At 64.5% G+C, this 25695-nt stretch carries 31 protein-coding genes; 12 read left to right on the forward strand and 19 right to left on the reverse strand.

Annotated elements, in window-relative coordinates; all coding sequences use genetic code 11:
• Positions 1–121: 121 nt before the first annotated feature.
• Both JQ616_RS04775 and JQ616_RS04780 read left to right on the forward strand, forming a co-directional pair.
• Entirely contained in the window at positions 122–577 is a 456-nt protein-coding gene (locus JQ616_RS04775; protein ID WP_212012601.1) for a PaaI family thioesterase, read from the forward strand.
• 183 nt (positions 578–760) lie between these two features.
• Complete coding sequence (locus JQ616_RS04780) at positions 761–1231, forward strand: hypothetical protein (protein WP_349629952.1); 471 nt, start codon at positions 761–763, stop codon at positions 1229–1231.
• A gap of 115 nt (positions 1232–1346) precedes the next feature.
• On the opposite strand, the gene JQ616_RS04785 is transcribed toward JQ616_RS04780, so the two are convergent.
• The gene (locus tag JQ616_RS04785; RefSeq protein WP_212012603.1) at positions 1347–2240 is read right to left on the reverse strand and encodes a LysR family transcriptional regulator; all 894 of its coding nucleotides are present in this window, start codon (positions 2238–2240) and stop codon (positions 1347–1349) included.
• A gap of 117 nt (positions 2241–2357) precedes the next feature.
• Here JQ616_RS04785 and JQ616_RS04790 point away from each other — a divergent pair, with 117 nt between their 5' ends.
• A complete protein-coding gene (locus tag JQ616_RS04790; protein ID WP_212012604.1) occupies positions 2358–2990 on the forward strand; it encodes a pyridoxamine 5'-phosphate oxidase family protein in 633 nt (210 codons plus the stop codon).
• On the opposite strand, the gene JQ616_RS04795 is transcribed toward JQ616_RS04790, so the two are convergent.
• Positions 2987–3718, reverse strand: a complete 732-nt coding sequence (locus JQ616_RS04795) for a glutathione S-transferase family protein (RefSeq protein ID WP_212012605.1) — start codon at positions 3716–3718, stop codon at positions 2987–2989. The two genes, JQ616_RS04790 and JQ616_RS04795, sit on opposite strands and share 4 nt — an antisense overlap.
• Before the next feature lie 64 nt (positions 3719–3782).
• On the reverse strand, positions 3783–4016 hold the full coding sequence (locus JQ616_RS04800; RefSeq protein ID WP_212012607.1) for a hypothetical protein: 234 nt from the start codon (positions 4014–4016) through the stop codon (positions 3783–3785).
• Between the two features lie 168 nt (positions 4017–4184).
• On the opposite strand from JQ616_RS04800, the gene JQ616_RS04805 reads away from it, so the two are divergent.
• A complete protein-coding gene (locus JQ616_RS04805; RefSeq protein ID WP_028336549.1) occupies positions 4185–4883 on the forward strand; it encodes a helix-turn-helix transcriptional regulator in 699 nt (232 codons plus the stop codon).
• A complete protein-coding gene (locus JQ616_RS04810) occupies positions 4883–5218 on the forward strand; it encodes a YkgJ family cysteine cluster protein (RefSeq protein WP_212012609.1) in 336 nt (111 codons plus the stop codon). Before JQ616_RS04805 ends, JQ616_RS04810 begins: the two co-directional genes overlap by 1 nt.
• A gap of 7 nt (positions 5219–5225) precedes the next feature.
• Here JQ616_RS04810 and JQ616_RS04815 read toward each other — a convergent pair whose 3' ends face one another.
• Both JQ616_RS04815 and JQ616_RS04820 read right to left on the reverse strand, forming a co-directional pair.
• Positions 5226–5630, reverse strand: a complete 405-nt coding sequence (locus JQ616_RS04815) for a hypothetical protein (RefSeq protein ID WP_212012610.1) — start codon at positions 5628–5630, stop codon at positions 5226–5228.
• 170 nt (positions 5631–5800) lie between these two features.
• Positions 5801–6154, reverse strand: coding sequence for a DUF3307 domain-containing protein (locus tag JQ616_RS04820; protein WP_212012611.1), 354 nt, complete (start codon positions 6152–6154; stop codon positions 5801–5803).
• Positions 6155–6576: 422 nt separating this feature from the next.
• On the opposite strand from JQ616_RS04820, the gene JQ616_RS04825 reads away from it, so the two are divergent.
• Positions 6577–7971: a TAXI family TRAP transporter solute-binding subunit gene (locus JQ616_RS04825; RefSeq protein ID WP_249136389.1), complete on the forward strand. Its 1395-nt coding sequence runs from the start codon at positions 6577–6579 to the stop codon at positions 7969–7971.
• A gap of 135 nt (positions 7972–8106) precedes the next feature.
• Here the strand turns inward: JQ616_RS04825 and JQ616_RS04830 are convergent, their stop codons facing one another.
• Together JQ616_RS04830 and JQ616_RS04835 are read right to left on the reverse strand one after the other, a co-directional pair.
• Complete coding sequence (locus JQ616_RS04830; RefSeq protein WP_212012613.1) at positions 8107–8868, reverse strand: Crp/Fnr family transcriptional regulator; 762 nt, start codon at positions 8866–8868, stop codon at positions 8107–8109.
• Between the two features lie 196 nt (positions 8869–9064).
• Positions 9065–9439 carry a PRC-barrel domain-containing protein gene (locus JQ616_RS04835; protein ID WP_212012615.1) on the reverse strand — a complete coding sequence of 125 codons (375 nt, stop codon included), beginning with the start codon at positions 9437–9439 and terminating at the stop codon, positions 9065–9067.
• A gap of 336 nt (positions 9440–9775) precedes the next feature.
• Here JQ616_RS04835 and JQ616_RS04840 point away from each other — a divergent pair, with 336 nt between their 5' ends.
• The 3 genes from JQ616_RS04840 to JQ616_RS04850 all read left to right on the forward strand — a co-directional run bounded on the left by JQ616_RS04840 (position 9776) and on the right by JQ616_RS04850 (position 10488).
• The gene (locus tag JQ616_RS04840) at positions 9776–9967 is read left to right on the forward strand and encodes a hypothetical protein (protein WP_212012617.1); all 192 of its coding nucleotides are present in this window, start codon (positions 9776–9778) and stop codon (positions 9965–9967) included.
• A 25-nt stretch (positions 9968–9992) separates the two neighbouring features.
• Complete coding sequence (locus tag JQ616_RS04845) at positions 9993–10208, forward strand: hypothetical protein (protein WP_212012619.1); 216 nt, start codon at positions 9993–9995, stop codon at positions 10206–10208.
• A gap of 61 nt (positions 10209–10269) precedes the next feature.
• Complete coding sequence (locus tag JQ616_RS04850) at positions 10270–10488, forward strand: hypothetical protein (protein WP_212012621.1); 219 nt, start codon at positions 10270–10272, stop codon at positions 10486–10488.
• A gap of 193 nt (positions 10489–10681) precedes the next feature.
• Here the strand turns inward: JQ616_RS04850 and JQ616_RS04855 are convergent, their stop codons facing one another.
• Entirely contained in the window at positions 10682–11551 is an 870-nt protein-coding gene (locus tag JQ616_RS04855; protein WP_349629965.1) for a DUF6537 domain-containing protein, read from the reverse strand.
• Positions 11552–11580: 29 nt separating this feature from the next.
• A complete protein-coding gene (locus JQ616_RS04860) occupies positions 11581–12249 on the reverse strand; it encodes a Crp/Fnr family transcriptional regulator (protein WP_212012624.1) in 669 nt (222 codons plus the stop codon).
• Positions 12250–12586: 337 nt separating this feature from the next.
• Between JQ616_RS04860 and JQ616_RS04865 the strand changes: the two genes are divergently transcribed.
• The gene (locus JQ616_RS04865; RefSeq protein ID WP_212012625.1) at positions 12587–13699 is read left to right on the forward strand and encodes a cyclic nucleotide-gated ion channel; all 1113 of its coding nucleotides are present in this window, start codon (positions 12587–12589) and stop codon (positions 13697–13699) included.
• 11 nt (positions 13700–13710) lie between these two features.
• Positions 13711–14496, forward strand: a complete 786-nt coding sequence (locus JQ616_RS04870; protein ID WP_212012626.1) for an enoyl-CoA hydratase/isomerase family protein — start codon at positions 13711–13713, stop codon at positions 14494–14496.
• A 303-nt stretch (positions 14497–14799) separates the two neighbouring features.
• Here JQ616_RS04870 and JQ616_RS04875 read toward each other — a convergent pair whose 3' ends face one another.
• Positions 14800–15234 carry a DUF6157 family protein gene (locus JQ616_RS04875; protein WP_212012627.1) on the reverse strand — a complete coding sequence of 145 codons (435 nt, stop codon included), beginning with the start codon at positions 15232–15234 and terminating at the stop codon, positions 14800–14802.
• Between the two features lie 11 nt (positions 15235–15245).
• Positions 15246–15899 (reverse strand): glutathione S-transferase family protein, encoded by a 654-nt coding sequence (locus tag JQ616_RS04880; protein ID WP_212012628.1) that lies wholly within the window; start codon positions 15897–15899, stop codon positions 15246–15248.
• Positions 15900–15980: 81 nt separating this feature from the next.
• Here JQ616_RS04880 and JQ616_RS04885 point away from each other — a divergent pair, with 81 nt between their 5' ends.
• The gene (locus JQ616_RS04885) at positions 15981–16985 is read left to right on the forward strand and encodes a helix-turn-helix transcriptional regulator (RefSeq protein ID WP_212012629.1); all 1005 of its coding nucleotides are present in this window, start codon (positions 15981–15983) and stop codon (positions 16983–16985) included.
• Here JQ616_RS04885 and JQ616_RS04890 read toward each other — a convergent pair.
• From JQ616_RS04890 to JQ616_RS04925, 8 genes are all read right to left on the reverse strand, one after another.
• Positions 16982–17392, reverse strand: a complete 411-nt coding sequence (locus JQ616_RS04890) for a hypothetical protein (RefSeq protein ID WP_212012630.1) — start codon at positions 17390–17392, stop codon at positions 16982–16984. The two genes, JQ616_RS04885 and JQ616_RS04890, sit on opposite strands and share 4 nt — an antisense overlap.
• 69 nt (positions 17393–17461) lie before the next feature.
• Entirely contained in the window at positions 17462–18160 is a 699-nt protein-coding gene (locus JQ616_RS04895) for a nitroreductase (RefSeq protein WP_212012632.1), read from the reverse strand.
• Positions 18161–18260: 100 nt separating this feature from the next.
• On the reverse strand, positions 18261–19505 hold the full coding sequence (locus tag JQ616_RS04900) for an acyl-CoA dehydrogenase (protein ID WP_212012633.1): 1245 nt from the start codon (positions 19503–19505) through the stop codon (positions 18261–18263).
• A 29-nt stretch (positions 19506–19534) separates the two neighbouring features.
• Entirely contained in the window at positions 19535–20782 is a 1248-nt protein-coding gene (locus JQ616_RS04905; RefSeq protein WP_212012634.1) for an acyl-CoA dehydrogenase, read from the reverse strand.
• Between the two features lie 13 nt (positions 20783–20795).
• Complete coding sequence (locus tag JQ616_RS04910; protein ID WP_212012635.1) at positions 20796–21923, reverse strand: acyl-CoA dehydrogenase family protein; 1128 nt, start codon at positions 21921–21923, stop codon at positions 20796–20798.
• 99 nt (positions 21924–22022) lie between these two features.
• Positions 22023–23870, reverse strand: a complete 1848-nt coding sequence (locus JQ616_RS04915; RefSeq protein WP_212012636.1) for an AMP-binding protein — start codon at positions 23868–23870, stop codon at positions 22023–22025.
• A 57-nt stretch (positions 23871–23927) separates the two neighbouring features.
• On the reverse strand, positions 23928–24734 hold the full coding sequence (locus tag JQ616_RS04920) for an enoyl-CoA hydratase/isomerase family protein (RefSeq protein ID WP_212012637.1): 807 nt from the start codon (positions 24732–24734) through the stop codon (positions 23928–23930).
• Between the two features lie 199 nt (positions 24735–24933).
• The gene (locus JQ616_RS04925; protein WP_212012638.1) at positions 24934–25692 is read right to left on the reverse strand and encodes an SDR family NAD(P)-dependent oxidoreductase; all 759 of its coding nucleotides are present in this window, start codon (positions 25690–25692) and stop codon (positions 24934–24936) included.
• Between the last annotated feature and the right edge of the window lie 3 nt (positions 25693–25695).

Raw genomic sequence — 25695 nt, forward strand, 5'->3', positions numbered from 1 at the left:
CGGCCGGCGCATTGGTGCTTTCAAACACGTCAGCAAATACCGTTTAAAACTTTGTAGGTGGTGAAACCGTCGTCGACATCGCGTTCAATGGCGTCAACCCAACGCCATAAGCGAGATTCAGATGACCACCGATACGCAAGTCGCTCCCGACATTCCCCAGGACATCCCTCACGGTTTCGAGCCGCTGTTCCGCAAGAGCCCGCTGACCGAGCCCTGGGAGCCGCTCTACCAGAAGAAGACCGAAAGGTCCGTCATCATCGGTCTCCGCTTGGCGAGGCCGCACACCAACGGCCGTGGCCTGATCCATGGCGGGCTGATTGCGGCCCTTTCCGACAACGCGATGGGCTATAGCTGCGGTCAGGCGACCGGCTGGACCACCTCGTATGTGACGATCTCGCTGACAGTCGATTTCGTCGGCTCCGCGAATGTCGGGCAGTGGCTCACGATCGAGAGCGATGTGATCAAGACCGGCAGCACGATCTGCTTCGCGCAGAGCCTGATCAAGGCCGACGGCGTCACGATCGCGCGCGCCAGCGGCACCTTCCGCGTGGTGCCGAAGAAGCCGCCCGCGGCTTGAGGTGCTCTCGAGTGGATCGCACGGCTTGCCGCGGCAAACAGAAAGGCAAATCCCGCAACATCTCTTCACATCGCCGCCACATCTCGACGACCGAGCGTAGGTAGGGTCAGCCGCATTTGCGATTCGGAGACCGACCTAATGTCTTGGAAGTTGTCTTGGAAATGGCCTTGGAAATTTTCGATCGTGCGAAACAGCATGGCGGCGTGCTTCGCACTGATGAGTTCGAACCCGTCGTTTGCGGCGACCAATCTGGACAATCTGGCGGGTGGTTGGTCCGGATCCGGCTCGATGAAGCCCTCGAACGGGACCTGGGAGAAGGTCCGCTGCAAGGTCGCCTACAACGTCACCAAGCCGGGCAAGTCGATCAGCCTGGATCTCCGCTGCGCTAGCGATGCCTACAAGATGTCGCTGTCCGCAAACATCGATCAGAACGGCACCCAGCTTTCCGGCAACTGGTTCGAGAGCGAGTACCGGCAGGGCGGCAAAATCTCCGGGACCAACTCCGACGGCCTGATCGAGGCGCGCATCGAGGGCGAGACCGTGGCCGCGCTGGTGACGATCCGAACCAAGGGCGACCATCAGTCGTTTGTGATGGAGGCGCCCGGCTCCTGGTTGTCTCAGGTCACGATCGAACTGAACAAGGACGCCAAATGACGGGCCGCTTGAACTAAAGCGCGATGAGATTGGGTTGAATCGTCATCACGCTTTAGCTCGTTGTTTGAGCATGATCTCTTCGAAAAAGCCGCTTCGCACTTTTCCGGATCATGCTTTAGCTGAAATGCCAGTCGGTGATCTCGGTGACGAGATCGATGAAGGTCCGCACCTTGGCCGACAACAACCGGGATGTCGGGTAGACGACATGGATCGGCACCGGCGGCTGCTCGAACGCGGCGAGTACGATTCGGACCCGCTTGGCTTTCAGCGATTCGGCGGCCTGGTAAGCCATCACCCGGGTCAGTCCGCCGTCCTGCTCGGCGAACTGGATGGCGGCATCCGAGCTGTTGCTGGTGAAGCGCGGCGTCGGCGTAATGCGGATTTCCTGGCCATCCTCCATGAAGCGCCAATCTGGCGTCGCGGTCATGGCGCCGAACTGGATGGTGTCATGGGAGGTCAAGTCCGACGGCCGTTTCGGCTCGCCGCGGAGCTTGAGATAGCCGGCCGAGGCCACCACGATGCGGCGCATCTGGCCGACATGTCGGGCCACCAGGGTCGACTCCGGCAGGTGGCCGAGCCTGACCGCGAGGTCGACACCGTCCTCGACGAGATTGATCCGGCGGTCCGACAGCCGCAGGTCGACGCCGACGTCGGGAAAACGCTTCAAATAGGCTGACACGACCGGGCTGACATGCAGCCGCCCGAAGCCGAACGGCGCCGAGATCACGAGGCGGCCTTCGGGGCGGGTGCGCTCGCTCTCCACGGCGTCTTCTGCCTCCTCGACATCGGCGAGGATGCGGCGCGCCCGCTCCAGGTAGCGCGAGCCGGCATCGGTCAGGGTCACCTGCCGCGTCGTCCGTTGCAGCAGCCGCGCGCCGAGCCGCTCCTCCAGCGCCGCGATCAGCCGCGTGATGGCGGATGGCGACAGGCCGAGCTTGCGCGCGGCGGGCGCAAACCCCTCGAGGTCCGCCACCGCGACGAAGGCCTGCATGGCGTCGATCCGGTCCATGAACTATTGCATAATCGGCAACAGTGAAGTGTCAATTCACAAGATTGCTTACGATCCGGAAACACCCATTTTAGCGTGTAAGGACGGCCGCTTTGTCGCCCGTGGCGGGAGGCTCAGATGTCAGGGGTTCGCAGCTATTCGAGCGACGTCGGATTCACCCCGGCGGTGAAGGAGATCCAGGCTCGCAAGGGCTCGCGCGCAACCTATGCCGAGGTCGAGGCCCATGGCGGCTGGCAGACCGAGGTCGACGAGAACCTTGCGGCCTTCCTCGCCAACACCAACAGCTTCTATCTCGCGACCGCCTCGGCGGACGGACAGCCCTACATCCAGCATCGCGGCGGTCCGAAGGGCTTCATCAAGGTGCTCGACAAGCACACCATCGCGTTCGCCGATTACAGCGGCAACCGGCAGTTTATCACCCAGGGCAATCTCTCGGAGAACTCGAAGGCCTATATCTTCGTGATGAACTACGCCTACCGGCAGCGCGTGAAGATCTGGGGCGAGGCGCGCGTGGTCGAGGACGATCCGGCGCTGACACGTTCGCTGATGCCGCAAGGCTATCGCGCGCGGCCCGAGCAGGTGATCCTGTTCAAGGTCGCGGCGTGGGACACCAACTGCCCGCAGCACATTCCGCAGAAATTCGACGCCGCCGATGTGGCGCAAGCTCTCGCATCGCGCGATCAGCGCATCGCCGAGCTCGAAGCGGAGCTCGCCGCATTGAAGGGCGAACCCGCTCCTGCTGCCACCTAAGCCGCCTGCTGCTGCAGCGGCGCCCAGGCGAACTCAGGGTAATATTGCTGCATCATCCGGCCGACATAGGCGGTGAGATTGTCGAACTTCTCGGTGCGCTCGCGCAGCGGCGAATCGAAGAACGGCGTCAGGATTCCCGCCAGCGCGCCGAACGCGGTGGCATCGGTGCCGCAGGGAGCATTGCCCATCAGATAAGGCTTGTCGCCGAGCTGCACCGACAGCGCAAACAGCGAGCGTAGCGCGAGATCGACGTCCTCGTCGGGACCGTGGCGGCCAAGCCCGCTCAACAGATAGTTCTCGGCAACGCGAAACTGGGCGTCCTCGCGCATCTTGTCGCGCAGATGATCGGGCGCGCCGTCGAAGAAATGCGCCGGCCCCTTGGCGAAATTGGTGTCATCGACCCAGCGCGCGCCGACCAGCGCCCAGTAGACGTGATGCTCGATCATGCGCTCATAGGCCCAGGCTTGGGCGCGCGCCTGCAGGCTCAGCGGCGCATCGAAATCGAAGCCGTATTTGCCCTCGATATGGGCGCGGATGAAGGTTGAGTCGGCGATCGTCTCGCCGTCATCGGCGATGAACGGCAGCTGGCCCTTGGGAGAGGCCGGCGGCATCGCCTTTTCCTTGGTGTAGGCAAGCCCGGCCATCTTGAGCTGGACCTCGGTCTTGGTCACGAAGGGGCTGATTTCCGGCAAGCCGAAGCCCGGACCAAAGCCAAAAAGCGTAATCATATGAAGCTCCCGATCGCCTGTGGACGTGAATTGAAGCTAGCGGCCCCCTGCTGCCAGCATGGTGTCAGCAGTAGTGGCATTCACTGTCGAGCGGGCCGACCGGTGCGAGGCGGCGAACCGCCTCGCGAACCCGCTTGACCAGCCGGGCCCGCCCGTAGGACCAGATCGTGCTGATCGACTGTGCGATCAGCGCGACCAGAGCCCAGCGCAAGTCGCCGGAGGTGGAGTAGACCGTGACCATTTGTTCCAGCGTGAAGCTCTGCGCCTGGCGGAAACCGAGTTCATCAAGATTCGTCATGGACAAATTCCCTTCACTTGAGGTGTTGTCCTGATATAGCCCCCACCTGCTGCCAACATGCTGTCAGCAGCAGTGACCGGGGGCGCGAAAAGGCGACGCGTCGAGACACCACGAAGCCCGTCAAGACACTCGTCAAGACAGCTGCAAAAGAGCGATCAGAGAACTGCCATGAGACGCGCCGACCGGCTGTTTCAAATCATCCAGGTGCTCCGCCGCACCCGTAAGCCTTTGACCGCGGATGCGATCGCAGCCGAGCTCGAGACCTCGAAGCGGACCATCTATCGCGACATCGCCAGCCTGATCGAGCAGCGGGTGCCGATCCGCGGCGAGGCCGGCATGGGCTACATCCTGGAGAAGGGTTTCGACCTGCCGCCCTTGATGCTGACACCGGACGAGATCGAAGCCTGCGTGCTCGGCGCGCAATGGGTGGTCGGCCACGCCGATCCGGCGCTGGCGCGCGCGGCCGAAGACCTGATGGCCAAGATCGCCGAGACCGTGCCCGACCGGCTGCGGCCCTTCGTGCTGGAGCCGGCGAGCCGCGCCCGCTCCGCCTGGAACCGGGAGCCCGACCGCATCGACATGGTCAGGACCCGCAGCCAGATCCACGAGGGCAAGAAGATCACGTTGAACTATCGCGACGAGCACGGCCGTGACTCCGAGCGCACCATCTGGCCGATCGCGGTCGGCTATCACGAGGCAGTGCGCCTGCTCGCCGCGTGGTGCGAGCTGCGCAAGGATTTCCGCAGCTTCCGCACCGACCGCGTGGTCACCGCCGTCTATCACGATGAGAAATATCCGGAGCGGCGCGACCTGCTCAGGGCGCGCTGGCGGCGCAGCCTGGTCTGGGAAGCACCGAGGGACACCTGATGGCTGGCGACGCAATCAATGCGGCGGACGCGAGCCCGTGCCAGTCCTGCGGTGCTTGCTGCAGCTATTCGGAGAACTGGCCGCGCTTCACGATCGAGGACGATGCGCAGCTCGATCTGATCCCGCGGCAATACGTCAACGCGCGACAGTCAGGGATGCGCTGCGACGGCGACCGCTGCTCGGCGCTGTCGGGCAAGATCGGAGAGGCAACGCGCTGCGTGATCTATGCGGTGCGGCCGGACGTGTGCCGGACCTGCCAGCCGGGCGACGCCGAATGCGCGATGGCGCGGCGCCGGCATGGGCTGCCGCTCATCGCGAGCGCGCAGCCGGATTGAGCGTGCTTTAGGCCGTAACGACGGTCTCGCTGACGTCCTCGTCGTCGAGCTCGTCATCGACAACAGGCGCGAAGGTCGACAGCGGCTTGGTCGACAGCGTGATCGGCTTGCGGCCGCCATGCGACACGGTCGCGGCGCGAACCGGCTCACGCGACAGCGCGTACAGCGTCGACCCGACACGGCCACCGGAATTGACCAGCTCCCATTCGCTGCAGCTCGACGCAATCGCCACCGCGAGTGCGTGCAGATGGCTGCGGCGATAGCAGAACAGCGCCAGCCTCGCCCTGACGTCGGGCGCGACATTGGCAACCAGCAGCGAAAGCCCGTTCGGATTGGCGCGGTACATCTGGCCGAGCAGGTCGTCCGCAACCGGGCAGGCATCGTTCTCAAAGGCGTCGCGGCTTGAAAACATTTGCAAATCCCCCTCGATCGGGAAGATGCCGCGCAATCCTCTAACGAAAGGTTAACCACGGCTCCCGGTCGTCTCCGGAGTGGCTTGCCCGTTGCACGCGAATCACATCCGCCCGCCGCGGGCGGGTGGTCCGTTACTTCGAAATGAAGGAAGGGGCGTCCGTCAGCCGCTCAGTTCGCCGCCATGTAGATCGACAGCCCGAAGCCGGTGAGGTGGTGCAGCGCCTGGTCGACCCCGATCAGGGTCCAGAACCAGGGATGGCCGGATTCCAGCGTCACGCCGAAATGGGAGGCGCAGATGCCTTTGCAGCGATCGACGATGATGTGGATCACGAAGTCGATGAAGGCGACGTACCAGAACCGCGGCGCGACCACCAGGATCAGCGCCAGCGCGACCGCGAGATGGACCAGGCAATGCGCCAGCAGCGGCATCGCCCAGCCGGTCTTCTGGTCCTTGCCGATCGCCATCCAGGCATTCTGCAGCATGAAGTCGGCGATGATGTGCTTCACGGTGAGAAGCAACATCCATCCCACCAGGGCACCAACCGACACCGACGATGACATGGCAGGAAACAACAAGCTGACGCCCTTTTACTTCGATGAATGTGATTGCAAGAAAATCCGGGTCAGGCCGTCAGCACACTTCCGCAAACCGATGCGTGTCTCATTTATGACATCTCCGGCGACGGAATGCACCTCGCCTCGCTCGAAAATCACATCCCGGTTCAGCGGTCGATAGTGGCGATGGTCATGTCGCATCGCGGCGCAGGTCAGTGGCAGTTAAGGTTACGGCCGCCGGCCGGTTTGCAATCCGGTCGGGGAGGTATATCGTCGACCACACCGGAAATTTTCTTTCTTTTATAGTCATTTACGGTTTCACCGGGCACCGCCGATCCGGTTGCGGGTGGCGGGCCGTCCCGGACGGGTGATGAGCCAGGTGATCAGCCATGAGTGCCGAAGCCCCCTCGCCTGCGCCAATACGGACACGCCCGCCACTCGCCAAGAGCAACCGCGCGCAGATCATCGTCTTCACCCTGCTGACGCTGTTCTTGAGCGCGCTCACCGTGGTCGGCGGCCGGCTCTGGCTGCGCAATTCGGAGACGCTGGTGTTCGCGGTCGGCGACGCCGGCGGCCCGGAGACCAGGTTCGCCGCCCGCCTTGCCACCGTGCTGAAGACCAATTCGTCGAAGCTGCGGCTGAAGATCGCGCCGAACCCCGACAACGCCAAGGCGCTGGCACAGTTCGAGCGCCGCGACGCCGCGCTTGCGGTCCTGCGCACCGATGCAAAGGTGCCGCCGCGCGCCCGCGCCATCGCGATCCTCGAACATGATGTGGTGCTGGTGCTGAGCCCCGGCGGCAAGAAGATCAAGTCGCTGTCCGAGCTCAAGAAGAAGCGGATCGCGGTGGTCGGCGACGGCGACAACAGCGTGAATTTCGTCCGCAGCGCGCTCGAGATTTCCGACAGCCCGGACGCAGCGCAGCGGGTCCAGCAGGCGCCGCCCAACACGCCCTTCGACAAGCTGTTCGCTTCGGGCTTCAGCGCCGTGGTCGCGATCGAGCATGCCTCGAAGATCGTGAAGGACAAGACCTACGAGCAATATGCCAAGCGCTCCGGCGGCTTCACGCTGAACGCGATCGATTCCGCCAAGGCGCTGGCGCGCAAATATCCGGCAATATCGGAGGAAACCGTCTCGACCGGCATGCTATCGTCCTCGCCGGCGATCCCCGATGACGACGTCGACACCATCGGGCTGGAATGGCTGCTGGTGGCGCAATCCTCGATGTCCACGACCACGGCCGCCGAGCTCGCGCGCATCGTCTACGAGAACAAGTCCGAACTCGCACTCGACAACGGCTTCGCCTCCAAGATCGAACCGGCGGCGACCGACAAGGACGCCTTCATCATCGCTCATCAGGGCGCCGCCGAATACATCAACGACGACACCAAATCGTTCATGGATCGCTACAGCGACGTGATGTACCTCGGCGCTGCCGCGCTCAGCATCATCGGCTCGATCTTCGCCGCGATCTACACCAAGATCACCCGCATCGCGCCGGAGAAGGCCAGCGAACTGGCGGGCCGGATCCTCGATATCGGCGAGCGCGTCGCGCACACCACCTGCGCCGACGATCTCGACCAATTGCAGGACGAGCTCGAAGCGATCCTGCGCGGCGCGGTGATCGGCCTGCGCGACGGCACCGTTTCCGGCGACGGGATGGAAACGTTCAAGCTCGGCTACGAACTGGTCCGCGACGAGATCGCGCTGCGCCGCGATCACCTCAAGCGCCATCCGGCGGCGGCGGACGACAATCTCGTCGTGGTGAAGACCGCGAACGGGTGAAGCAACTTGTTCGGTGTCATCACCCGCGCGTGCGGGTACGGGTGATCCAGTATTCCAGACACGCCAGTGCTTGAGCCGAGAGGCCGCGGCGTACTGGATCGGCCGGTCGCGCCGGGCGATGACAGCGGTGACCCCTCACCCCGCCACCGCGTCCGGCGACACCGGGACTGCATCGAGCTGCCGTCCCTCGTGATCCATGTGCAGGTAGTTCGGATTGAACAAACCTGCGCGCATCAGCCGGTCGAGATTGGGCACCGCAAGGGTCTTGCCCTTGAGCACGATCAGGCCCTCGGCGCGCAGCTCCTGCAGCGTGCGGTTGACGTGGACCTTGGAGAGCCCGGTGGCGTCGGCGAGATCGCCTTGGGTCAGCGGGAAGTCACAGCTGTCGCGCTGGGTCAGACCGGCCAGGCGCAGGCGGAGCCAGATCTCACAGAGCAGGTGAGCCATCCGCTCCAGCGCCGTGCGCTGGCCGAGGCTCATGGTCCATTCGCGCTGGATCGCTGCGTTGACCAGGGTCTCCCACCAGAACGCGGTGACGACCCGCGGATGTCCGGCTGCGACCTTTTCGAAGAATTCGCGCGAAAGGTCGGCGACCGACACGGCGGTAATGGTGCCGATCGAATGATCCATCTCGCGCAGGATGAAGACGTTCACGTCGCAGATGTCGCCGGGCAGGAAGAACGACACCACCTGGCGCCTGCCGTCCTCGAGCTGCTTGTAGCGGTAGGCCCAGCCCGACAAGATCAGATGCACGTCCTTCGGCTTCTCGCCTTCTCGGACGATATCGACGCGCGGACCGAAATGCCGGACGCGCTCGGTCGACGCGCGATTGAGGATGGCGTGATCCACCGGCGAAAGCCGTACGAACCGTTCCAATTTCCGGACTAGCGACGCCAACGACATAGGTCTCCCCGGATGTTTAATCGGGTAACCGCCGGGCCGATTTCAATAACGTATGTTACATTGCACAGCTAATGACGTATGTTCACTAGTGTACAGACGCCAGATGATGCGACGGTTACATCAGGCGCCGTACAACTTGGTTTCCGGTGGACATCACCGGTGACATGCCGGTCCTATGGCCCGGCGCCGCTCAGACAAGCGGCACGCCGTAGTAGTCATTCACCGCGCGCGTGGTGCCGATATCGGCCCAATTCCAATCCCGCTCGCTGCCGTATTTCGGCGCACCGCGCAGCTGGGCCTCGGTCACGCCGGTGACGTAGCCGCCCAGCCCGGTGTCGTATTTGAGCGACTGCCAGGGCAGCGGATAATGATCGTTGCCAAGACCGAGAATGCCGCCGAATCCGAGTACGGCATAGGATACCCGGCCGCTCTTCTTGTCGATCATCACCCGCTCGATCGAACCGATCTTGCGTTCGTCCGATCCATAGACCGCGGTGCCCTCGACCTTATCGCTGCCGATCAGATTTCCGAGCTCTTTCTCGTCCATCGCCGAGTCAAACGCCATGTTAGCTCTCCGTTGATCTCCTCTGGAGGCCAACACGAGCGCAGGGTCATCGTTCCTGCCGCATTGCCACAGTTGCTGCACAGCGAAACGGACGTTCAGTCCGCTACTTCCGATGACGGACGGTATGCGGGCCCCGGCGATGAAATTCGCCGAGGCCCTGCACCGGAGTGGTCCACCGCCTTTCGGGGAGCAAGACAGCAAACACACGGGCCTTACGCATGGTGCCGGAGATCGTTCCTGCGATCCGGACGACGATTTCGTTCAACCCGATGTCATGGGTTAACGACGGCCTCCGGGGAACATGCCTAGTATCCCTGGTTCCAGCTCGGAGGCGGCATGATCAAGAAGAAACGCAACAGATCACGGCCTCCCGGCTCGTTCGAAGACCGCCTGCAGAAATTCGCTGAGGATTCGCGGATTGCCGCGCGCAAGCTGCCGCCGGGACGAGAACGCGACACGCTGATGAAGAAGGCAAGACAGAGCGAGGCCGTGATGGAGATCAGCGAGTCGCTGACACTTCGTAAATAGCTGCGAGCCTCAAGGGAGAGCTGCGATGATCGGGGAACGATTTGATTCACGTACGCTCGCGGCCATGAACTACGCGCTTGACCGGGTCTGCGCCGGCGCGCTTCACGGCGAGGAACATGGCACCCGCCGGCGCGTTGCCCGATACATCATCAAATGCGCCAAGAACGGCAGGACAACGCTTTCCGAGCTCACCGAAGCCGGGCAGCAGGCGTTGACCAAGGTCACCGCCGCAGCGGGATGATCAGCGTAAGCTGCCTTAGCTGCAACCTGCCCTTCTCTTGGCCTTCAGAAGGCAGATATCCATGCGCGTCGCAATCAGCATCGCCCTGCTGGCGCTTCTGGCCGCCGTCGGCGCCTACGCCTATGAGGGTCTCACGGTAGACGCTCCGGTGCCGGCCTATGGCATCGCCCTGTTCACCATCGGAATTGCGGTTCTGGCCGCGGTCTGCGTCGGCCTGATGGGCTTGCTGTTCTATTCCAGCCGCCACGGCTACGACGAGCCGCCGCATGTGGAGCGGTAGGCTGAGTTCGGAAAGCCGCGAGTAACGTCGCCAAACCCGTCATCCCCGCGCAAAGGCTTCGCCTTTGTCGCTGGAGGAGCCGCAAAGCGGCGTCTCGAAGGATGCACGGTCCCGGCTGGTGGCCGTCGACCCTTCGAGGGCCGCTGAAGAAGCGGCCACCTCAGGGTGACGGTGATGGAGTGGTTTTCAAGGATCAGGACGCCGCCGGCACGCGGGCGCGGATCTCGGCGATCTTGCGCTTCAGCGCGGCTTGCCGCGGATCCGGCATGATGGCGGCGCGGGCTTCGGTGATGGCAGCGGCCAGATCGGGCAGCGCGAGCGTCCCGTCGAAGGTCGGCTTGACGAGCCCGTCGATGATCACATGCCAGTCCGCAATGCCCTGGCGATAGGGATCGCCATAGCCCTGGATCATGGTCGCGGTCTCGGCCACCACCTGGGCCGCGCTCGGCTGCTTGGTCAGGCTGCGGTCGATCATGTGCAGCCAGCGCTCGACCCAGATCCGTTCCTTGGCGTAGCGGCCCGAGAACAGCCGCCAGCGCTTCAGGCCGGCCTCGATCCTGAGCCGGCGCACGCTGAAGCGGTTGTTGGCGCTGAAGCGGATCGAGACCCGGCGACGGCGCCAGCCGAGCTGATCGAGCACGCCAAGCACCGGATCGGCGACCATCGCCGGCAAGGCATCGATCAACTCGTCAAGACGGAGCTTCTTGACGTCGTCGGCCGAGCGTGCCGCAAGGCCGCCCGCCGCATGGACTTCGCCGAGCTTGAGCTGCGCAATGCGGATCGCATCCTCATAGGCCATCCGCTCGGCCATCAGCCGCGCGATCTCGGCAAGCAGCGCGTCGTCGACGCCGCGGCGGCCGACGAAGCGCTTCAGCCGGTCGATATAGAGCTGGGCGTAGCTCGTGCTCTGATAGGCGATCAGCAGGTGGATGGCCTCGGTGACCGCGGGCCCGAGATGGTCCGGGCAGGCGTCAGGCAGCACCGGCGGCCCCTCGTCCTCGTCGCCGATGATGTCGGCGAACAGGTAACGGAGCGAAGCCAGCAGACTGTCGTCATCCGGCACTGCGGCGCCTCCAGAACTCGTCACGGGGCTCATGCAGGTTTGGGCTCCGCAACCGGTGGGGTGGCGTGCTGCGCGAGCCGCTGCTCGAGCGTCGCGATATTCTCGAACAGGCGGGCGCTGGCCAGGCGCAGGAAGTAGAAGCCGAACGCCGGGTTCTGGACGTAGAGTTGCTCGACCTGGTCATAGGTCACTGACAGTATCATGCCGGTTTCGACGCATTCCAGCGTCTGGGTGCGGGTGTTCGACGGCGACAACATGCCGAACTCGCCGACCAGGGCGCCGACCGGCAGCTCGATGCCGGACTCGACCAGGCGGAAGCGGCCGCTGACGATGTAGAACATGCTGTCGGCCTTCTCGTCCTTGTAGAACAGGACTTCGCCCGCCGTGACTTTGCGCTCCGTCGTGAACGGCCTGAGCCAGTCCATCGACAAATCGCTGTTAACCGATCTCTTCACGTTACGGACCAGCTGCAGCATCTGGTGCAGGCGATAGGTGTTCACCGGCAGCAGCACGGCATGCAGGATCAGCGTCGCGTAATTGTGGGTCGGGACCGCGGTCGCGATCAGGATGATGTTGGTCAGGATGGCGAACACGCGCAACGGGATCATGGTCCGCATCGACAGCGTGGCGACCACGAAGATCGATGCGAAAAAACTGCCGGCAGCGCCGGCGTGCTGCGCGAGATGTGAGGTATCCATCGGAAACCAGCCAATTCTCAAGAAGTGAATAAGATCGCCTTATTAGTCGCTTCATTCCTGGCCGGGTTGCCTGCCCGGGCCGCATAGCTCTCGCGTCGCCCAGCATCCCTGATATACGGTGAAAAGGCGACGATTTGTCTGATTTCTCACATTCGCGGGCGCAAAATCGGGCCAACATGGTTAGGCCATTCGTCCAACATATCGGACTTTCGCCGCGATCATCCCGCCCCAGCCTGCGCGTTGACGACCTCAGCCGGGAGAGGCAGTTTGTGATGTCGGCCCCGCCATTCGCAGGGCCTCGATTCCAGCAGTTCAGCGACAGGCAAATTCCGTCCCGATGTCCAAGCCGCTCGTCCTTCCGGCCTTGACGCGCTTCGTTTCCGCCACCGCCGGCCGCAACATGACCACGGCAGCCTATGTCGCGGTCACGGTCGGCGTCGCCATGATGACGCTGCTGACGGTCGCGCCGGCCTATGACGTGGTCCCGCACTGGGTCGATGCGTTGCTGTGGGCCTGCCTCGCCTATTTCGTGTTCGAATGGCTGGTGCGGCTGCGCCACATGCGGCGGCAGGACAAGCTCTGGTTCTACGCGCTGTCCAGCGCCGGCATCGTCGATGCGATCGGCGCGCTGGCGGTGCCCCTGGCGCTGCTCGCCGGCGTCGAGCCGAAGACCGCATGGCTTCTCGGCGTGCTCTGGGTGCTCAAGGTGGTGCCGGGCATTCCCGGCCTGCGCCAGCTCCGCCGCGTGCTGGTGGTAGAATCCGGACCACTGCTCAGCGTGCTGGTGATTTTCCTGATGGTGGTGTTCCTGGCCTCTGTCGCCGAATACTATCTGGAGCGGGACGTACAACCGCAGACCTTCGGCAGCGTGCCGGCAGCGCTGTGGTGGGCGGTGGTGACCCTGACCACGACCGGCTACGGCGACGTGGTGCCGATCACCCCGCTCGGCCGCGTGGTCGCGGCCATGGTGATGATCTCGGGCCTCGGCGTGTTCGGGCTGTGGACCGGTATTCTGGCGACCGGCTTTGCCAACGAAACCCGCCGCGACAATTTTCTGAAGACCTGGGAGACGGTCAGCAAGGTGCCGTTCTTCGCGCATCTCGGCCCGGCGGCGATCGCCGACGTCACCCAGATGCTGCGAACCATGGACCTGCCGCCGCGCACCATGATCATCCGCAAGGACACCAATGGCGACTGCATGTATTTCGTCGCCGCCGGCGAGGTCGAGGTCGACCTGCCCGGGCGCAAGGTGAAGCTCGGCGAAGGCGCGTTCTTCGGCGAGATGGCGCTGCTCGGCAACGCCAAGCGCGGCGCCAGCGTCTCGACCAGCAAGGTGACCCGGCTGCTGGTGCTTGACCTGGTCGATTTCCGCCTGTTGATGGCACGGCACCCCGAGCTCGCCGAGACCATCGACGCCGAGGCGAAGCGGCGGGAACGTGAAAACCAATGATGGAGACCAAGATGGCTGACGCGGCCGACACCGCCAGCGGACCCGTGCTCGAAATCGCGGGCGCGCGCGCCACGATCCGCCTCAACCGGCCGAAGCACCTCAACCGCCTGCAGGCCGAGGATCTCGGCGAGCTGGTCAGACTGTTCGACCGGATCGAGGCCGATCCTGCGATCCGCGTGCTGGTGCTGACCGGAACCGGCCGCGCCTTCTCGGCCGGCTATGACCTCAACTCGGTGGCCGAGCGCGCGGTGAGCGCCAATGAACAGCAGAGCGCGGGCTCGGCATTCGAGGTCGTGGTCAACCGCCTCGAGGATTTGAGCGTGCCGACGATCTGCCGGCTCAATGGCGGTGTCTATGGCGGCTCGACCGACCTGGCACTGGCCTGCGACTTCCGCATCGGCGTCGATACCGCTGAAATGTTCATGCCGGCGGCGCGGCTCGGGCTGCACTATTACAAGAGCGGCATCCAGCGCTATGTCACCCGGCTCGGCGTCGACAACGCCAAGATGCTGTTCCTGACCGCGCAGAAGATATCGGCGCCGGAGATGCTGCGGATCGGCTACCTTACCGCGATGGTACCGCCCGATGTGCTCGACGAGGAGGTCGACAAGCTTGCGGCGATCCTGGCCGGCAACGCGCCCAAGGCGATGGCCGGCATGAAGCGCGCGATCAACGAATTCGCCCGCGGCGAACTCGACGCCGCCGCCGCCGACCAGCGTCACCGCGACAGCATGCGCGGCGACGAGATCAAGGAAGGCATCAAGGCGTTTGGCGAGAAACGGGCTCCGAGGTTTTAGGCCGAGAGCCCGAAACATTGAAAACAACCCCATGCAAAGTAGCTGGCGCCGTGCCGGCATTCGGCACGGCAACTTGACACGTCGGGCAACTCAGCGGCATTATTCTATAATTCAGAAAATGCGCAGGCGCGCTTCACCCCGCGCGATGGCACGCGGCCGTAGCCATAGGCGATTGCTCTGCCCTGCGGCGGGGTGGGGTGATCTCTCAACACGGGCGCTGCCCGAGTGGAGGGATCACCCCACCTCGCCGCGCATTTCATTCGCGTCGATCCTGCCCCTCCAGGGGAGGATGAAAAGAGGTCCTCACGTCCGCTTCGACCGCATCGCGCGCGTCTGCGCGATCTCAGGGTCACTCGCGAGCGCCTGGTAGCGCTTGCTGTCGACGGCGTAGATTGCGATGCGGCCTTCGGCGTCGGCGTGAACGCCCCAGCCGAAGCGTTTGCCCAGCGGCGAGGCGCGCATGCAGGCCTGGCCTTTCGAGAAGAACGTCTCGCGGGCCGCACTGCGTTCCTTCTTCGTCGCCTTCGCTCCGAGCGCGCGGCCGGCCGCCGACGTCGCGAACACCACGTCGTCGGACGTATATATGTAGGGCGCGCCGGCAAGCATGGCGTATTGCAGCGTGCCCACCGTCGGCTTGCCGCGATGAGGCTGCGGCTCCTCGCCGACGCGCGCGGGGCAATCCTCCGCGACACGGACGAAGGTGTTGACGACGTTGGTGGTGTAGAGCTCCTTGACCATGGCCGATCGTATCACACGCCGGCCGCTGCGGCATGCGCTGCCGCCATGTCCTGGTCGGCGGCCGTGATGCGCTGGAACGCCGGGCGCGCGGTGATGCGTTCGACGTAGCGGACGAAGACGTCCCGCTTGGGCACGATGCCGAACATCATGGTCCAGGAGAGCGCGATGCCCCAGAGGATGTCGGCCGCCGTGATCTGTTCGCCGAGCAGATAGGGCCCCTTCGCGAGCTGCGCTTCCAGCGCGCCCAGCATGGTGTCGTAGTCGGCATAGGGCGACTGCGTGATCGGCGCCGGCTCGCGCTTCATGAAATGGTCGATCACGGCCGGCTCGAACGACGAGCCGTAATAGGCGATCCAGCGCAGATAGGGACCGCGGCGCGGATCGTTCAACGCGGGCGTCAGGCCGGCCTGCGGAAACAGATCGGCGAGATAGATGAAGATCGCGACCTGCTCGGTCACCAGCGCGCCGCCGTGGCGGATCGCCGGCACCTTGCCGAGCGGATTGATGGCGAGATAGGCGGCCTTGCGCTGCTCGGCCGCCTTCATGTTGAGGATGTGCAGATCGTAGGGCGCGCCGAGCTCCTCGAGCAGCACGCGGGTGCCGGTGGCGCGGCTCTGCGGCGAGTAATACAGCGTGACGCGGTCGATGGGGGCAGCGGTGGTCATGGGCAGGTCTCCTTGCGCCGTCGGGGCGGTCCCTTTATGTCCGCCTATACCTGACATCTTGTGTCAGGTATGATCCGGACCATGCGCGCGAGCCGGCTGTTTTCCATCCTCACCACCCTCCAGGCGCGGGGACAGGTCACCGCCCCAGAGCTAGCCGAGGCCTGCGAGGTCTCGGTGCGCACGATCTATCGCGACATCGACGCGCTCGCCGCTGCGGGCGTGCCCGTCTATGCCGACCGCGGCGCCGAGGGCGGCTATCGGCTGCTCGACGGCTATCGGGTGCGGCTCAACGGGCTGTCGCAGGGCGAGGCCGAGGCGCTGTTCATGGCCGGCCTGCCCGGCCCCGCCGCCGCGCTTGGCCTCGATGCGGCGATGTCGGCGGCACAGACCAAATTGATGGCGGCGCTGCCGGAGAATTTACGACCCAACGCACGGGGGATACAGCAGCGCTTCCATCTCGACGCGCCCGGCTGGTTCGGCCAAACCGAGGAGCCGAAGCATCTGCGCGCTATTGCCGGCGCCGTGCTGCGCGAAAACCTGATCGAGATCCGCTACCAGAGCTGGAAGGCGGAGAAGCGGCGCCGCGTGGCGCCACTCGGCCTCGTGCTGAAAGGCGGCAGCTGGTACCTCGCCGGCCTCGTCGACGGCAGCGTGCGCAGCTATCGCGTTGCGCGCGTGCTGGACTGCACGGCACTGGAGACGCCGTTCGCGCGGCCGGCGGATTTCGACCTCGCCGGCTATTGGCGCGCCTCGATCGAACGGCTCGAGGCCGAGCTGCATCCGAACCAGGCCACGGTGCGGCTGTCCCCGCTCGGGCTGAAGCTGTTCGATGCGCTGGCCCATCCCTATGTGAGGGCGCGGCTGCGGCTGGCCGATGGCACCGATGCCGACGGCTGGCGGGTCGCCACGCTGCCGGTCGGCAAGACGGTGTGGCACGCGGCGACCGAATTGTTGCGGCTCGGCGCCGAAGTCGAGGTGATCGCACCCGAAGGGCTGCGCGAGAAGATGGCCGAGCTCACGGGCGCGATGGCCGCGCGCTATGTCGAGGCACCGCCGCGCCGCGCGGTGGCGGGACGCAAACGCTAGTACCGGCTGTCCGAGCTGATCACGAAGCGGTCCAGAATATTGACCGGCAGGATCTCGAACTTGTCCAGCGTGAGCGTCGTCCCGGTCACGAAATCGACGCCCTTGATGGTACCGACGAGGTCGATCCGCCGGCCGCGGCGCAGGCCACGTGTTTCCGGATGTTGCTCGATGTCGATATAGGCATAGATCGGATTGTCGAGCCGGGAATGCCGGTGCCAGCCGCGCTGCAGGAAACTGAATTGCAGCACCGAGCCCGCGCCCCAGTCGATCGCGTCGAAGAAGCGGGTCTTCCAGGCAACGGGCTGTCCGAGATAATGCGCGGCGATGTACGCATCGCGCTCGAGCGCAGGCAGACGGTGCAGTTGCCAGCTGATCTCAGCCGGCGTCAGAGAGGCGTTATTCGCCATTGTTGTTCTTGTCGTGCCTTATCGCGTCTTCTTGTCCTCGGCGGGAGGAAGAGCCTCGCCTTGCGGAAATTATACATCCACAAATGTGACAGTATCCGCCACGGTCGCGCGCGACGTGCGGTAGCCGTTCACCTTGTGCGCATGATCCGCATAGCCGAACGAGATGCCGCAGACAACCCGGCGGTCGTCGTCCAGGTTGAAATGGCGGCGGATCAAGCCGGAATGACGCGCGATCGCGGCCTGCGGAATGGTGCCGAGCCCGAGCGCCTGCGCGGCCAGCATGAAGTTCGAGACGTAGCCGCCGCAATCGACCGCGCCATAGATGCCGAGCGGCTCATTGGTGTGGATCACAGCAATGTGTGGCGCGCCGAAGAAATTGTAGTTTTCTAGCGCCTGCTTGGCATATGCCGCTCTGTCGCCGCGCGCGATGCCGAGCGTGTTGTAAAGCTGGAAGCCGCTTTCGCGGCGACGCTCCAGATACACCCCGACATATTCGCGCGGCGGCGTGAAGTCGTAGTCATCGCCAAGGCCGCGCGAGGCCTCGGCATAGATAGCCTTTCGGAAGCGTTCCTTGGCCTCGCCGGACACGATCAGGACTTGCCAGGGCTGGCTGTTGCACCAGGACGCGGTGCGCTGCGCGGTGCCGAGGATCTGTTCGATCGTCTCGCGCGGCACCTCGCGCGGCTGGAACGCGCGCACCGAGTAGCGCTCATTGAGCAAGCTTTGCAAAACGTCGATGCGATCTTGTGGCTCTACTGCGGCGTCCATGACGTCCTCGTCTTCGTAGGGTGGATTAGCGAAGCGTAACCCACCTCTTCTCGCGCGTCGGGTGAAATGGCGGGTTAGGCTGCGCTAACCCGCACTACGATCATCTGCCCTTGGTCGGGATCTTGTTGTAGGGCACGTCCTTGTCGACGCGGATATCACCGGGCAGGCCCAGCACGCGCTCGGCGATGATGTTGCGCAGGATCTCGTCGGTGCCACCGGCGATGCGCATCGAAGGCGATGACAACAGCATTTGCTGGAACTGACCGTTGGCCTGCTCTTCATCGGCGCCGGTGAGGCTGCCGGCCGCGCCCTCGAGATCCATCGCATAGGTCGCGATGTCCTGCAGCATCAGGCCGGAGACCAGCTTGCCGATGGAGTTTTCCGGACCCGGGCGTTCGCCCTTCGACAGCGCCGAGATCGCGCGATAGCTGGTGTATTTCAGCCCGCTCGCCTTCACCGCCCAGCTCGCAAGCTTGGAGCGCACCGCCGGATCGTCGATCGCGAGACCGTCTTCCAGCATCAGATTGGAGCAGAACTCGAACATCTCGGGTACGCCGGTGGCGAGCCGCGACCCGATCGACATGCGCTCGTTCATCAGCGTGGTCAGCGACACGCTCCAGCCCTCGCCGACGGCGCCGAGGCGCTGGCTGTCCGGGATCACGACGTCGGTGAAATAGACCTCGTTGAACTCCTGCATGCCGTTGGCCTGCTTGATCGGTCTGACCTCGACGCCGGGGCTCTTCATGTCGAGGAAGAACATCGTGAGGCCCTTGTGCTTGGGCACATTGGGATCAGTGCGCGCGATCAACAGGCCGTAGTCGGAGTAATGCGCGCCCGAGGTCCAGATCTTCTGGCCGTTGACGACCCAATTGTCGCCCTTCTTCTCGGCGCGGGTGCGCAGTCCCGCGACGTCGGAGCCGGCCGACGGTTCGGAGAACAACTGACACCAGATCTCTTCGCCGGAAGCGAGCTTCGGCAGATAGCGGCGCTTGGCGTCTTCGCTGCCCCACGCCATCACGGTCGGGCCGCACATGCCCTCGCCGATCTGGAACGGCTGGGTCAATTTGCCGTAGACGCCCTCTTCCTGCTGCCAGATCACGCGCTCGATCGGCGTCGCGCCGCGGCCGCCATATTCCTTCGGCCAATGCAGGCAGGCCCAGCCGCCCTCGGCCTTCTTCTTCTGCCAGGCCTTGCCGACCTCGACCATGTCGTGCTTGGCGAGCCGGATGCGGCCGAGCGAGGATTTTGACAGTTCCTCCTCGAACTCCTTCGGCGCATTGGCGGCGATCCACTTGCGGGCGATGGCGCGGAATTCGGCTTCCTGCGGCGTGTCATCGAAATTCATGGCGAACCTCTCTCGCTGTTCCGGCGCTGTTACGCGCGGCCCTTGGTCGGGATCTTGTTGAAGGGAACGTCCTTGTCGACCCTGATGTCGCCGGGCAGGCCCAGCACGCGCTCGGCGATGATGTTGCGCATGATCTCGTCGGTGCCGCCTTCGACGCGGGTGCCCGGCGCACGCAGCAGCATCGCCTGGAATTTGCCGGCGACCTCGGCGTCCTCGGGTCCGCTCAGCGCACCGGCGGCGCCTTGCAGGTCGAGCGCGTAGGTCGCGACGTCCTGGATCATCGAACCGGCGACCAGCTTGCCGATCGAGTTCTCCGGTCCCGGACGCTCGCCCTTCGACAGCGCGGAGATCGCGCGCATGCTGGTGTACTTCAGCCCGCTCGCCTTCACCGCCCAGTTCGCAAGCCTGGAGCGCACCGCGCGGTTTTCGATCGCCGGGCCGTCCTCCAGCATCAGGCTGTTGCAGAAGTCGAACAGCTCGGGGAAGCCGGTGGCGACACCGGCGCCGATCGACATCCGCTCGTTCATCAGCGTGGTCAGCGACACGTTCCAGCCGTCGTTGACATTACCAAGCCGCTGCGAGTCCGGAATCCGCACTTCGGTGAAATAGACCTCGTTGAAGTCGGAGGCGCCGCTCGCCTGCTTGATCGGCCTGACCTCAACGCCCGGGCTCTTCATGTCCAGGAAGAACATGGTGAGACCCTTGTGCTTCGCGACCGTCGGATCCGTGCGGGTCAACAGGATGCCGTAGTCGGAATAATGCGCGCCCGAGGTCCAGATCTTCTGGCCGTTGATCACCCATTCGTCGCCATGCTTCTCGGCGCGGGTGCGCAGACCTGCGACGTCGGAGCCGCCGGCCGGCTCGGAGAACAACTGGCACCAGACTTTCTCGCCGGAGGCGAGCGGCGGCAGATATTTGCGCTTCTGCTCCTCGCCGGCGAACGCCATCATGGTCGGACCGCACATGCCGTGGCCGATGATGAACATCGAGCTGAGGCGGCCGAACGGGCCCTCCTCCTGCTGCCAGATCACGCGCTCGATCGGCGACGAACCGCGGCCGCCATACTCCTTCGGCCAGTGCAGGCAGGCCCAGCCGGCATCGGCTTTCTTCTTCTGCCAGGCCTTGGCGACCTCGAGAATGTTGGCGCCCTTGAGCGCAACGCGGCCGAGCGAGGCCTTGCGCAACTCGTCTTCATATTGCTTGGGCGCATTGGCCGCGATCCAGGCTTTCGCCTCGGCGCGGAATGCGGCCTCCTGCGGGGTGTCATCGAAATTCATGACGGTCCCTCGCTTACGCCGCGTTCTTCTTGCGCATGCGATCGATCAGGGCGTCTTCCCAGTAGGACAGGCTGCCGAGACCGAGCGCCACCGCATTGGCGCGGCGGTAGTACATGTGGCAGTCGAACTCCCAGGTGAAGCCCATGCCGCCATGAACCTGGATGTTGTTCTTGGCGCAATGCTGGAACGCCTGCGTCGCGCTGATGCGCGCGGCGGCAGCGGCTTCCGGCAACTCGCCGGCATTGGTCGAAAGCGCCCAGGCGCCGTAGTAGCAGTTCGAGCGCGCCAGCGTCGCCGAGACGTACATGTCGGCCAGCATGTGCTTGACCGCCTGGAACGAGCCGATCGGACGGCCGAACGCGATACGGTCGAGCGCATAGTCGCGGCCCATCTCCAGCGCGCGGTCAGCGCCGCCGACCTGCTCGAACGCGGTCAACACAGCCGCGCGATCCAGCACCTGGGTGATGACGCCCCAGCCCTCGCCGGCCGCGCCGAGCGGCTCGGCCTTGGCGTCCTTGAAAGTGAACTCGGCCTGGCCGCGGGTGAGATCGATGTTGGTCAGCGACTTGACCTCGACACCGCCGGCCTTGAGATCGACGATGAACAGAGAAATGTCGGACTCACGTCCGCTCGAACCGGTGCGCGCGGCAACGACAGCGAAGTCGGCGATCGCGCCATCCGGCACCGGCTTCTTGACGCCGTTCAGCACGCCGCCATTGGCCGTGACCTTGACCGCCTTCGGCGACGGATTGCCCTTGCCCTCGAACAGCGCCAGCGTGCCGATGGCGTCGCCCGAGGCGATCTTCGGCAGCCACTTCTGCTTCTGCGCGTCACTGCCTGCGATCAGGATCGCTTCGGCAGCGAGATAGACGGTCGAAGAGAACGGCACCGGCGCCAGCGCGCGGCCCATTTCCTCCGCGATCACGCAGAGCTCCAGATGGCCGGCACCCGCGCCGCCGAACTGTTCCGGGATCGCAACGCCAAGGAAACCCATCTCGGCGAGGCCCTTCCACAACGACTTGTCGTAGGGCGCCTTGCCGTCGAGCACTTCACGCACGGCCTTCGGCGGACATTGTTCGCTCAGGAATTTCCGCGCCTCGTCGCGCATCTGCTTCTGTTCGTCGGAGAAATCGAAATTCATGGCGCTACCTTCTCGGTTCTTGTCGTTTCAATTGGCCGTCATTCCGGGGCGCGCCTTCCGCGCATCCCGGAATGACGAATGGAGAGAGCGTCGGCTTCATCACAACACGATCACGTCGTCGCCGGGCTTGCCGGCATAAAGCCTCTCCACCAACGCGGCACGGCGTTCGAGGCCGGCGCGCTGGTTGATGTAGCCCTTGTCGGTGAGCTCGTTGCCGTCGATCGAGGGCGGCTCGACCATCAGCATCGCGCGCGCGATCCGCATGCTGCTGCCGGTGGTGGATGCGTTGTGGGCCTGCAAGCCCTTCCTGAGGCAGGCAACCACCTCGGGATGCCGGATCACGTCCTCATAGCTCGCCTCAGCATTGCCGACGAGTTGGCGGCACGCATGCAGGTTCGGCCAGCACAGCAGGCCGATGAACTCGCGATCCTGCCCGGCGACCAGTGCGTCGTGCACAACCGGTGTCGCGGCTGCGATCGCGTCGGTGCGCAGCGAGCCGACATGGACGAAGGTACCGGTGGTCAGCTTGAAATCCTCGACCACGCGGCCGGCGAAGATGATGCCTTGCAGCGCGTCTTCGGGATCGACGAACACGCCGGCATCGCCGATGCAGTAGTAGCCTTCCTCGTCGAACATCTTTGCGGTCAGCTCAGGCTGGCCGAAATAGCCCGGCGTGACATTGACGCCACGCAGCCGCAATTCGTACTTCGCGCCGCACGGCACCATCTTCAGCTCGACGCCGGGGAACGGCAGGCCGATCAGGCCGACGCGCTCGGTGTCCCAATAGGTGCCGGTCGAGGTCGGTGCGGTCTCGGTCGAGCCCCAGCCGGTGTAGAACACGATGCGCTCGCCGGTGGTCTTCACCGCCAGGGCCTGCATGCGGTCATAGAGATCGTCAGGCAGCCGCGCGCCGCCGTAGCCCATGATCGAAAGGTTCTTGAAGAAGCTCGCGCACAGCGCCTCGTCCTTCTCCATGACGGCCGCGAGCGCGGCATAGCCCGCCGGCACGTTGGCGTAGTAGGTCGGCGACACTTCGCGCAGGTTCCTGATGGTCTCGTCGAGCTGGCCCGGCATCGGCCGACCGTCGTCGATATAGAGCGTGCCGCCATCGACCAGCACCGGATTGAACGCGGCGTTGCCGCCCATTGTGTGATTCCACGGCATCCAGTCGAGCACGGTCGGGATCGGGCCATCGGATTCCCGCGGACGCACCTGCATCATCATCGCCGCGTTGGCGCACATCATCTGCTGGGTGTTGATGACGGCCTTGGGCATGCCGGTCGAGCCCGAGGTGAACAACAGCTTGCCGACGGTATCCGGCGTGATCTTCGCGATGGATTCGCCGACCGCAGCCGTCACTGGTGTCGCCGCGAGCTCGGCGAAAGCCACGCTCTTGATACCCTCGCAGGGGCGCAGGACGTGAACCACCGTGATGCCGGTGAGGTCGATCGCCCTGAGCGCCTTCTCGAAGGCAGGGCCATCCTGCACCATCACGACCGCGGGCTTGATCAGGTTGAACAGGTATTTGAGCTTCAGATGATCCTGGCTCATCAGCGAATAGGCCGGCGACACCGGCGCGGCCGGCAGCCGTGCCTGCATCGCCGCCTGCGTCATCAGCGCGTGCTCGATCGAATTGCCGGACAGGATCGCGACCGGTCGGCCATCGGTCACGCCGAGATCGAGCAGACCTTGCGTCAGCGCATCGACGGTGCGCTTGGCTTCACCATAGGAGAGCTTGCGCCACTGCCGATCCGGACCGCCGCGCTGCGCCAGCCAGATCCGCGCCGGCGCTTGCGCTGCCCATTTGGCGAGATAGGCCGGAATATGCGTCTCGTAGGCCTGCAGCGGAATCCGCGACTTCAGGACGACGGTGCCATCTGCACGCCGCTCGACTGCGATGTCACGTGCGAGCCATTCCACCTTGCGAAAGGCAGGTTTCGTCAGCATCGCGCGTCTCCATCCATTTTGCGTCTCCCGGAATTCTTGTCCTTTGCGGACTTTTTATCAGCGCCTGATATAGACAGGCTTTCGTTTCTCAAGGAAGGCCTTGATGCCTTCCTGGAAATCTTCGGAGCGACTGCACAGCACCTGGTTGCGATCCTCCATCGCAATCACGGCCTCGATCGAGCCGGCGTCGACGCTCATGTTGATGCATTCCTTCGAGAGGCGGAGCCCGACCGGTGAGGCCGTCATCATCGCGTCGACATAAGGATTGGCCGCGGCATCAAGGTCGGCGGGCTCGACCACCTCGGACACCAACCCGACGGCAAGCGCGCGATCGGCGTTGATGAAGCGCCCGGTAAGGATCAGTTCGGAGGCCACCGACACGCCGACGAGGCGCGGCAGGAAATAGCTGGTGCCGATGTCGCAGCCGCCAAGCCCGAGCTTGATGAAGGCGCAATTCATCCGCGCGTTCTTCGCCGCGATGCGGATGTCGGCGGCGAGCGCCAGCGCAAAACCGCCGCCGGCGGCCGCCCCCTGCACCAGCGCGATGATCGGCTGCGGACAACGCCGCATCAGCATCACGATGTCGGCAATGCGGCGCTGCGAGTCCAGCGACTCGGTGACCCCAGGCGGCTCGGTCTGCCCACCGCGGCGCGCCATCGCGTGCTTGAGGTCGAGCCCGGCGCAGAAATTCGCACCGGCACCCTTGAGCACTACGACGCGGGTGTCGCGGTTGCGCTGCAAGCCCTGGAAGTAGGTGTTGAGCGCATCGATCAGCGAGGGATCGAGCGCGTTGAGGCTGTCGGGACGATTGAGCGTGACCCAATCGACCCCGTCGTGATGTTCGATCAGCAGCGGATTTGTCACATCTTGCTCCCGCCCGTTCAGCGAACGCGATGCTCGTTGCTACGCCCTCTCCCCTTGTGGGAGAGGGCATGTTCGCTGTCAGCTTTGCATTCGATTGGGTGAGGGGTCTGTCTCCGCGGAGAGCCCCTCATCCGTCGCGGACTGCGTCCGCGCCACCTTCTCCCACAAGGGGAGAAGGGAAGTACGGCGGAATTCGCCGTTAGCGCGGGGCCATGCGGATGGCGCCGTCGAGGCGGATGGTTTCGCCGTTGAGCATCGGGTTCTCGACGATGTGGACGGCGAGGTTGCCGTACTCCGAAGCATCGCCGAGGCGGGCCGGATGCGGCACCTGGGCACCGAGGCTCTTGCGCGCTTCCTCGTTGAGACCCATCAGCAGCGGCGTCAGGAACAGGCCGGGTGCGATGGTGTTGACGCGGATCTTCAGGCTGGCGAGGTCGCGCGCGGCCGGCAGCGTGAGACCGACGACGCCGCCCTTCGAGGCCGCATAGGCGATCTGGCCGATCTGGCCTTCATAGGCCGCGACGGATGCGGTGTTGATCACGACGCCGCGCTCCTCGCCGATCGTCTCGGCGGTGGCGAGACGCTCGGCGAACAGGCGGAGCACGTTGAAGGTACCGATTAGATTGACATTGATGATGCGGACGAATTTCGCCAGCGGGTACGTTCCGTCCTTGCCGATAATGCGCTGCGAGCCGCCGATGCCGGCGCAGTTCATCAGCACGCGCGCGATGCCGTGCGCGGCCTCGGCCTTGGCGATCGCCGCCTTGATCGCTTCCTCGTCGGTGACGTCGGCATGCAGGGCGACGCCCTTCACTTCGGCGGCGACCTTCTCGGCATTTTCCTTGTTCTGGTCGATCACGCCGATCTTGGCGCCCTTCGCAGCCATGGCGCGCGCGGTTGCGGCACCGAGGCCGGAACCACCACCGGTGATGAGAACGGCAACGTCTTTCAACTGCATGAG

Origin of the sequence: Bradyrhizobium tropiciagri, from assembly GCF_018130545.1 — a bacterium.
GTDB classification, from domain to species: domain Bacteria; phylum Pseudomonadota; class Alphaproteobacteria; order Rhizobiales; family Xanthobacteraceae; genus Bradyrhizobium; species Bradyrhizobium tropiciagri_A.

What these genes read in the sequence shown, in the direction of transcription:
- JQ616_RS04870 (WP_212012626.1), top strand. Translation starts at nt 13,711, where the DNA reads ATGGCTGACGCGGCCGACACCGCCAGCGGACCCGTGCTCGAAATCGCG.
- JQ616_RS04810 (WP_212012609.1), top strand. Translation starts at nt 4,883, where the DNA reads ATGGCTGGCGACGCAATCAATGCGGCGGACGCGAGCCCGTGCCAGTCC.
- JQ616_RS04825 (WP_249136389.1), top strand. Translation starts at nt 6,577, where the DNA reads ATGAGTGCCGAAGCCCCCTCGCCTGCGCCAATACGGACACGCCCGCCA.
- JQ616_RS04910 (WP_212012635.1), bottom strand. Translation starts at nt 21,923, where the DNA reads ATGAATTTCGATTTCTCCGACGAACAGAAGCAGATGCGCGACGAGGCG.
- JQ616_RS04820 (WP_212012611.1), bottom strand. Translation starts at nt 6,154, where the DNA reads ATGTTGCTTCTCACCGTGAAGCACATCATCGCCGACTTCATGCTGCAG.
- JQ616_RS04885 (WP_212012629.1), top strand. Translation starts at nt 15,981, where the DNA reads ATGCGCGCGAGCCGGCTGTTTTCCATCCTCACCACCCTCCAGGCGCGG.
- JQ616_RS04860 (WP_212012624.1), bottom strand. Translation starts at nt 12,249, where the DNA reads ATGGATACCTCACATCTCGCGCAGCACGCCGGCGCTGCCGGCAGTTTT.
- JQ616_RS04850 (WP_212012621.1), top strand. Translation starts at nt 10,270, where the DNA reads ATGCGCGTCGCAATCAGCATCGCCCTGCTGGCGCTTCTGGCCGCCGTC.
- JQ616_RS04895 (WP_212012632.1), bottom strand. Translation starts at nt 18,160, where the DNA reads ATGGACGCCGCAGTAGAGCCACAAGATCGCATCGACGTTTTGCAAAGC.
- JQ616_RS04835 (WP_212012615.1), bottom strand. Translation starts at nt 9,439, where the DNA reads ATGGCGTTTGACTCGGCGATGGACGAGAAAGAGCTCGGAAATCTGATC.
- JQ616_RS04905 (WP_212012634.1), bottom strand. Translation starts at nt 20,782, where the DNA reads ATGAATTTCGATGACACCCCGCAGGAGGCCGCATTCCGCGCCGAGGCG.
- JQ616_RS04890 (WP_212012630.1), bottom strand. Translation starts at nt 17,392, where the DNA reads ATGGCGAATAACGCCTCTCTGACGCCGGCTGAGATCAGCTGGCAACTG.
- JQ616_RS04900 (WP_212012633.1), bottom strand. Translation starts at nt 19,505, where the DNA reads ATGAATTTCGATGACACGCCGCAGGAAGCCGAATTCCGCGCCATCGCC.
- JQ616_RS04795 (WP_212012605.1), bottom strand. Translation starts at nt 3,718, where the DNA reads ATGATTACGCTTTTTGGCTTTGGTCCGGGCTTCGGCTTGCCGGAAATC.
- JQ616_RS04815 (WP_212012610.1), bottom strand. Translation starts at nt 5,630, where the DNA reads ATGTTTTCAAGCCGCGACGCCTTTGAGAACGATGCCTGCCCGGTTGCG.
- JQ616_RS04875 (WP_212012627.1), bottom strand. Translation starts at nt 15,234, where the DNA reads ATGGTCAAGGAGCTCTACACCACCAACGTCGTCAACACCTTCGTCCGT.
- JQ616_RS04775 (WP_212012601.1), top strand. Translation starts at nt 122, where the DNA reads ATGACCACCGATACGCAAGTCGCTCCCGACATTCCCCAGGACATCCCT.
- JQ616_RS04790 (WP_212012604.1), top strand. Translation starts at nt 2,358, where the DNA reads ATGTCAGGGGTTCGCAGCTATTCGAGCGACGTCGGATTCACCCCGGCG.
- JQ616_RS04925 (WP_212012638.1), bottom strand. Translation starts at nt 25,692, where the DNA reads ATGCAGTTGAAAGACGTTGCCGTTCTCATCACCGGTGGTGGTTCCGGC.
- JQ616_RS04800 (WP_212012607.1), bottom strand. Translation starts at nt 4,016, where the DNA reads ATGACGAATCTTGATGAACTCGGTTTCCGCCAGGCGCAGAGCTTCACG.
- JQ616_RS04840 (WP_212012617.1), top strand. Translation starts at nt 9,776, where the DNA reads ATGATCAAGAAGAAACGCAACAGATCACGGCCTCCCGGCTCGTTCGAA.
- JQ616_RS04915 (WP_212012636.1), bottom strand. Translation starts at nt 23,870, where the DNA reads ATGCTGACGAAACCTGCCTTTCGCAAGGTGGAATGGCTCGCACGTGAC.
- JQ616_RS04845 (WP_212012619.1), top strand. Translation starts at nt 9,993, where the DNA reads ATGATCGGGGAACGATTTGATTCACGTACGCTCGCGGCCATGAACTAC.
- JQ616_RS04785 (WP_212012603.1), bottom strand. Translation starts at nt 2,240, where the DNA reads ATGGACCGGATCGACGCCATGCAGGCCTTCGTCGCGGTGGCGGACCTC.
- JQ616_RS04880 (WP_212012628.1), bottom strand. Translation starts at nt 15,899, where the DNA reads ATGACCACCGCTGCCCCCATCGACCGCGTCACGCTGTATTACTCGCCG.
- JQ616_RS04805 (WP_028336549.1), top strand. Translation starts at nt 4,185, where the DNA reads ATGAGACGCGCCGACCGGCTGTTTCAAATCATCCAGGTGCTCCGCCGC.
- JQ616_RS04865 (WP_212012625.1), top strand. Translation starts at nt 12,587, where the DNA reads ATGTCCAAGCCGCTCGTCCTTCCGGCCTTGACGCGCTTCGTTTCCGCC.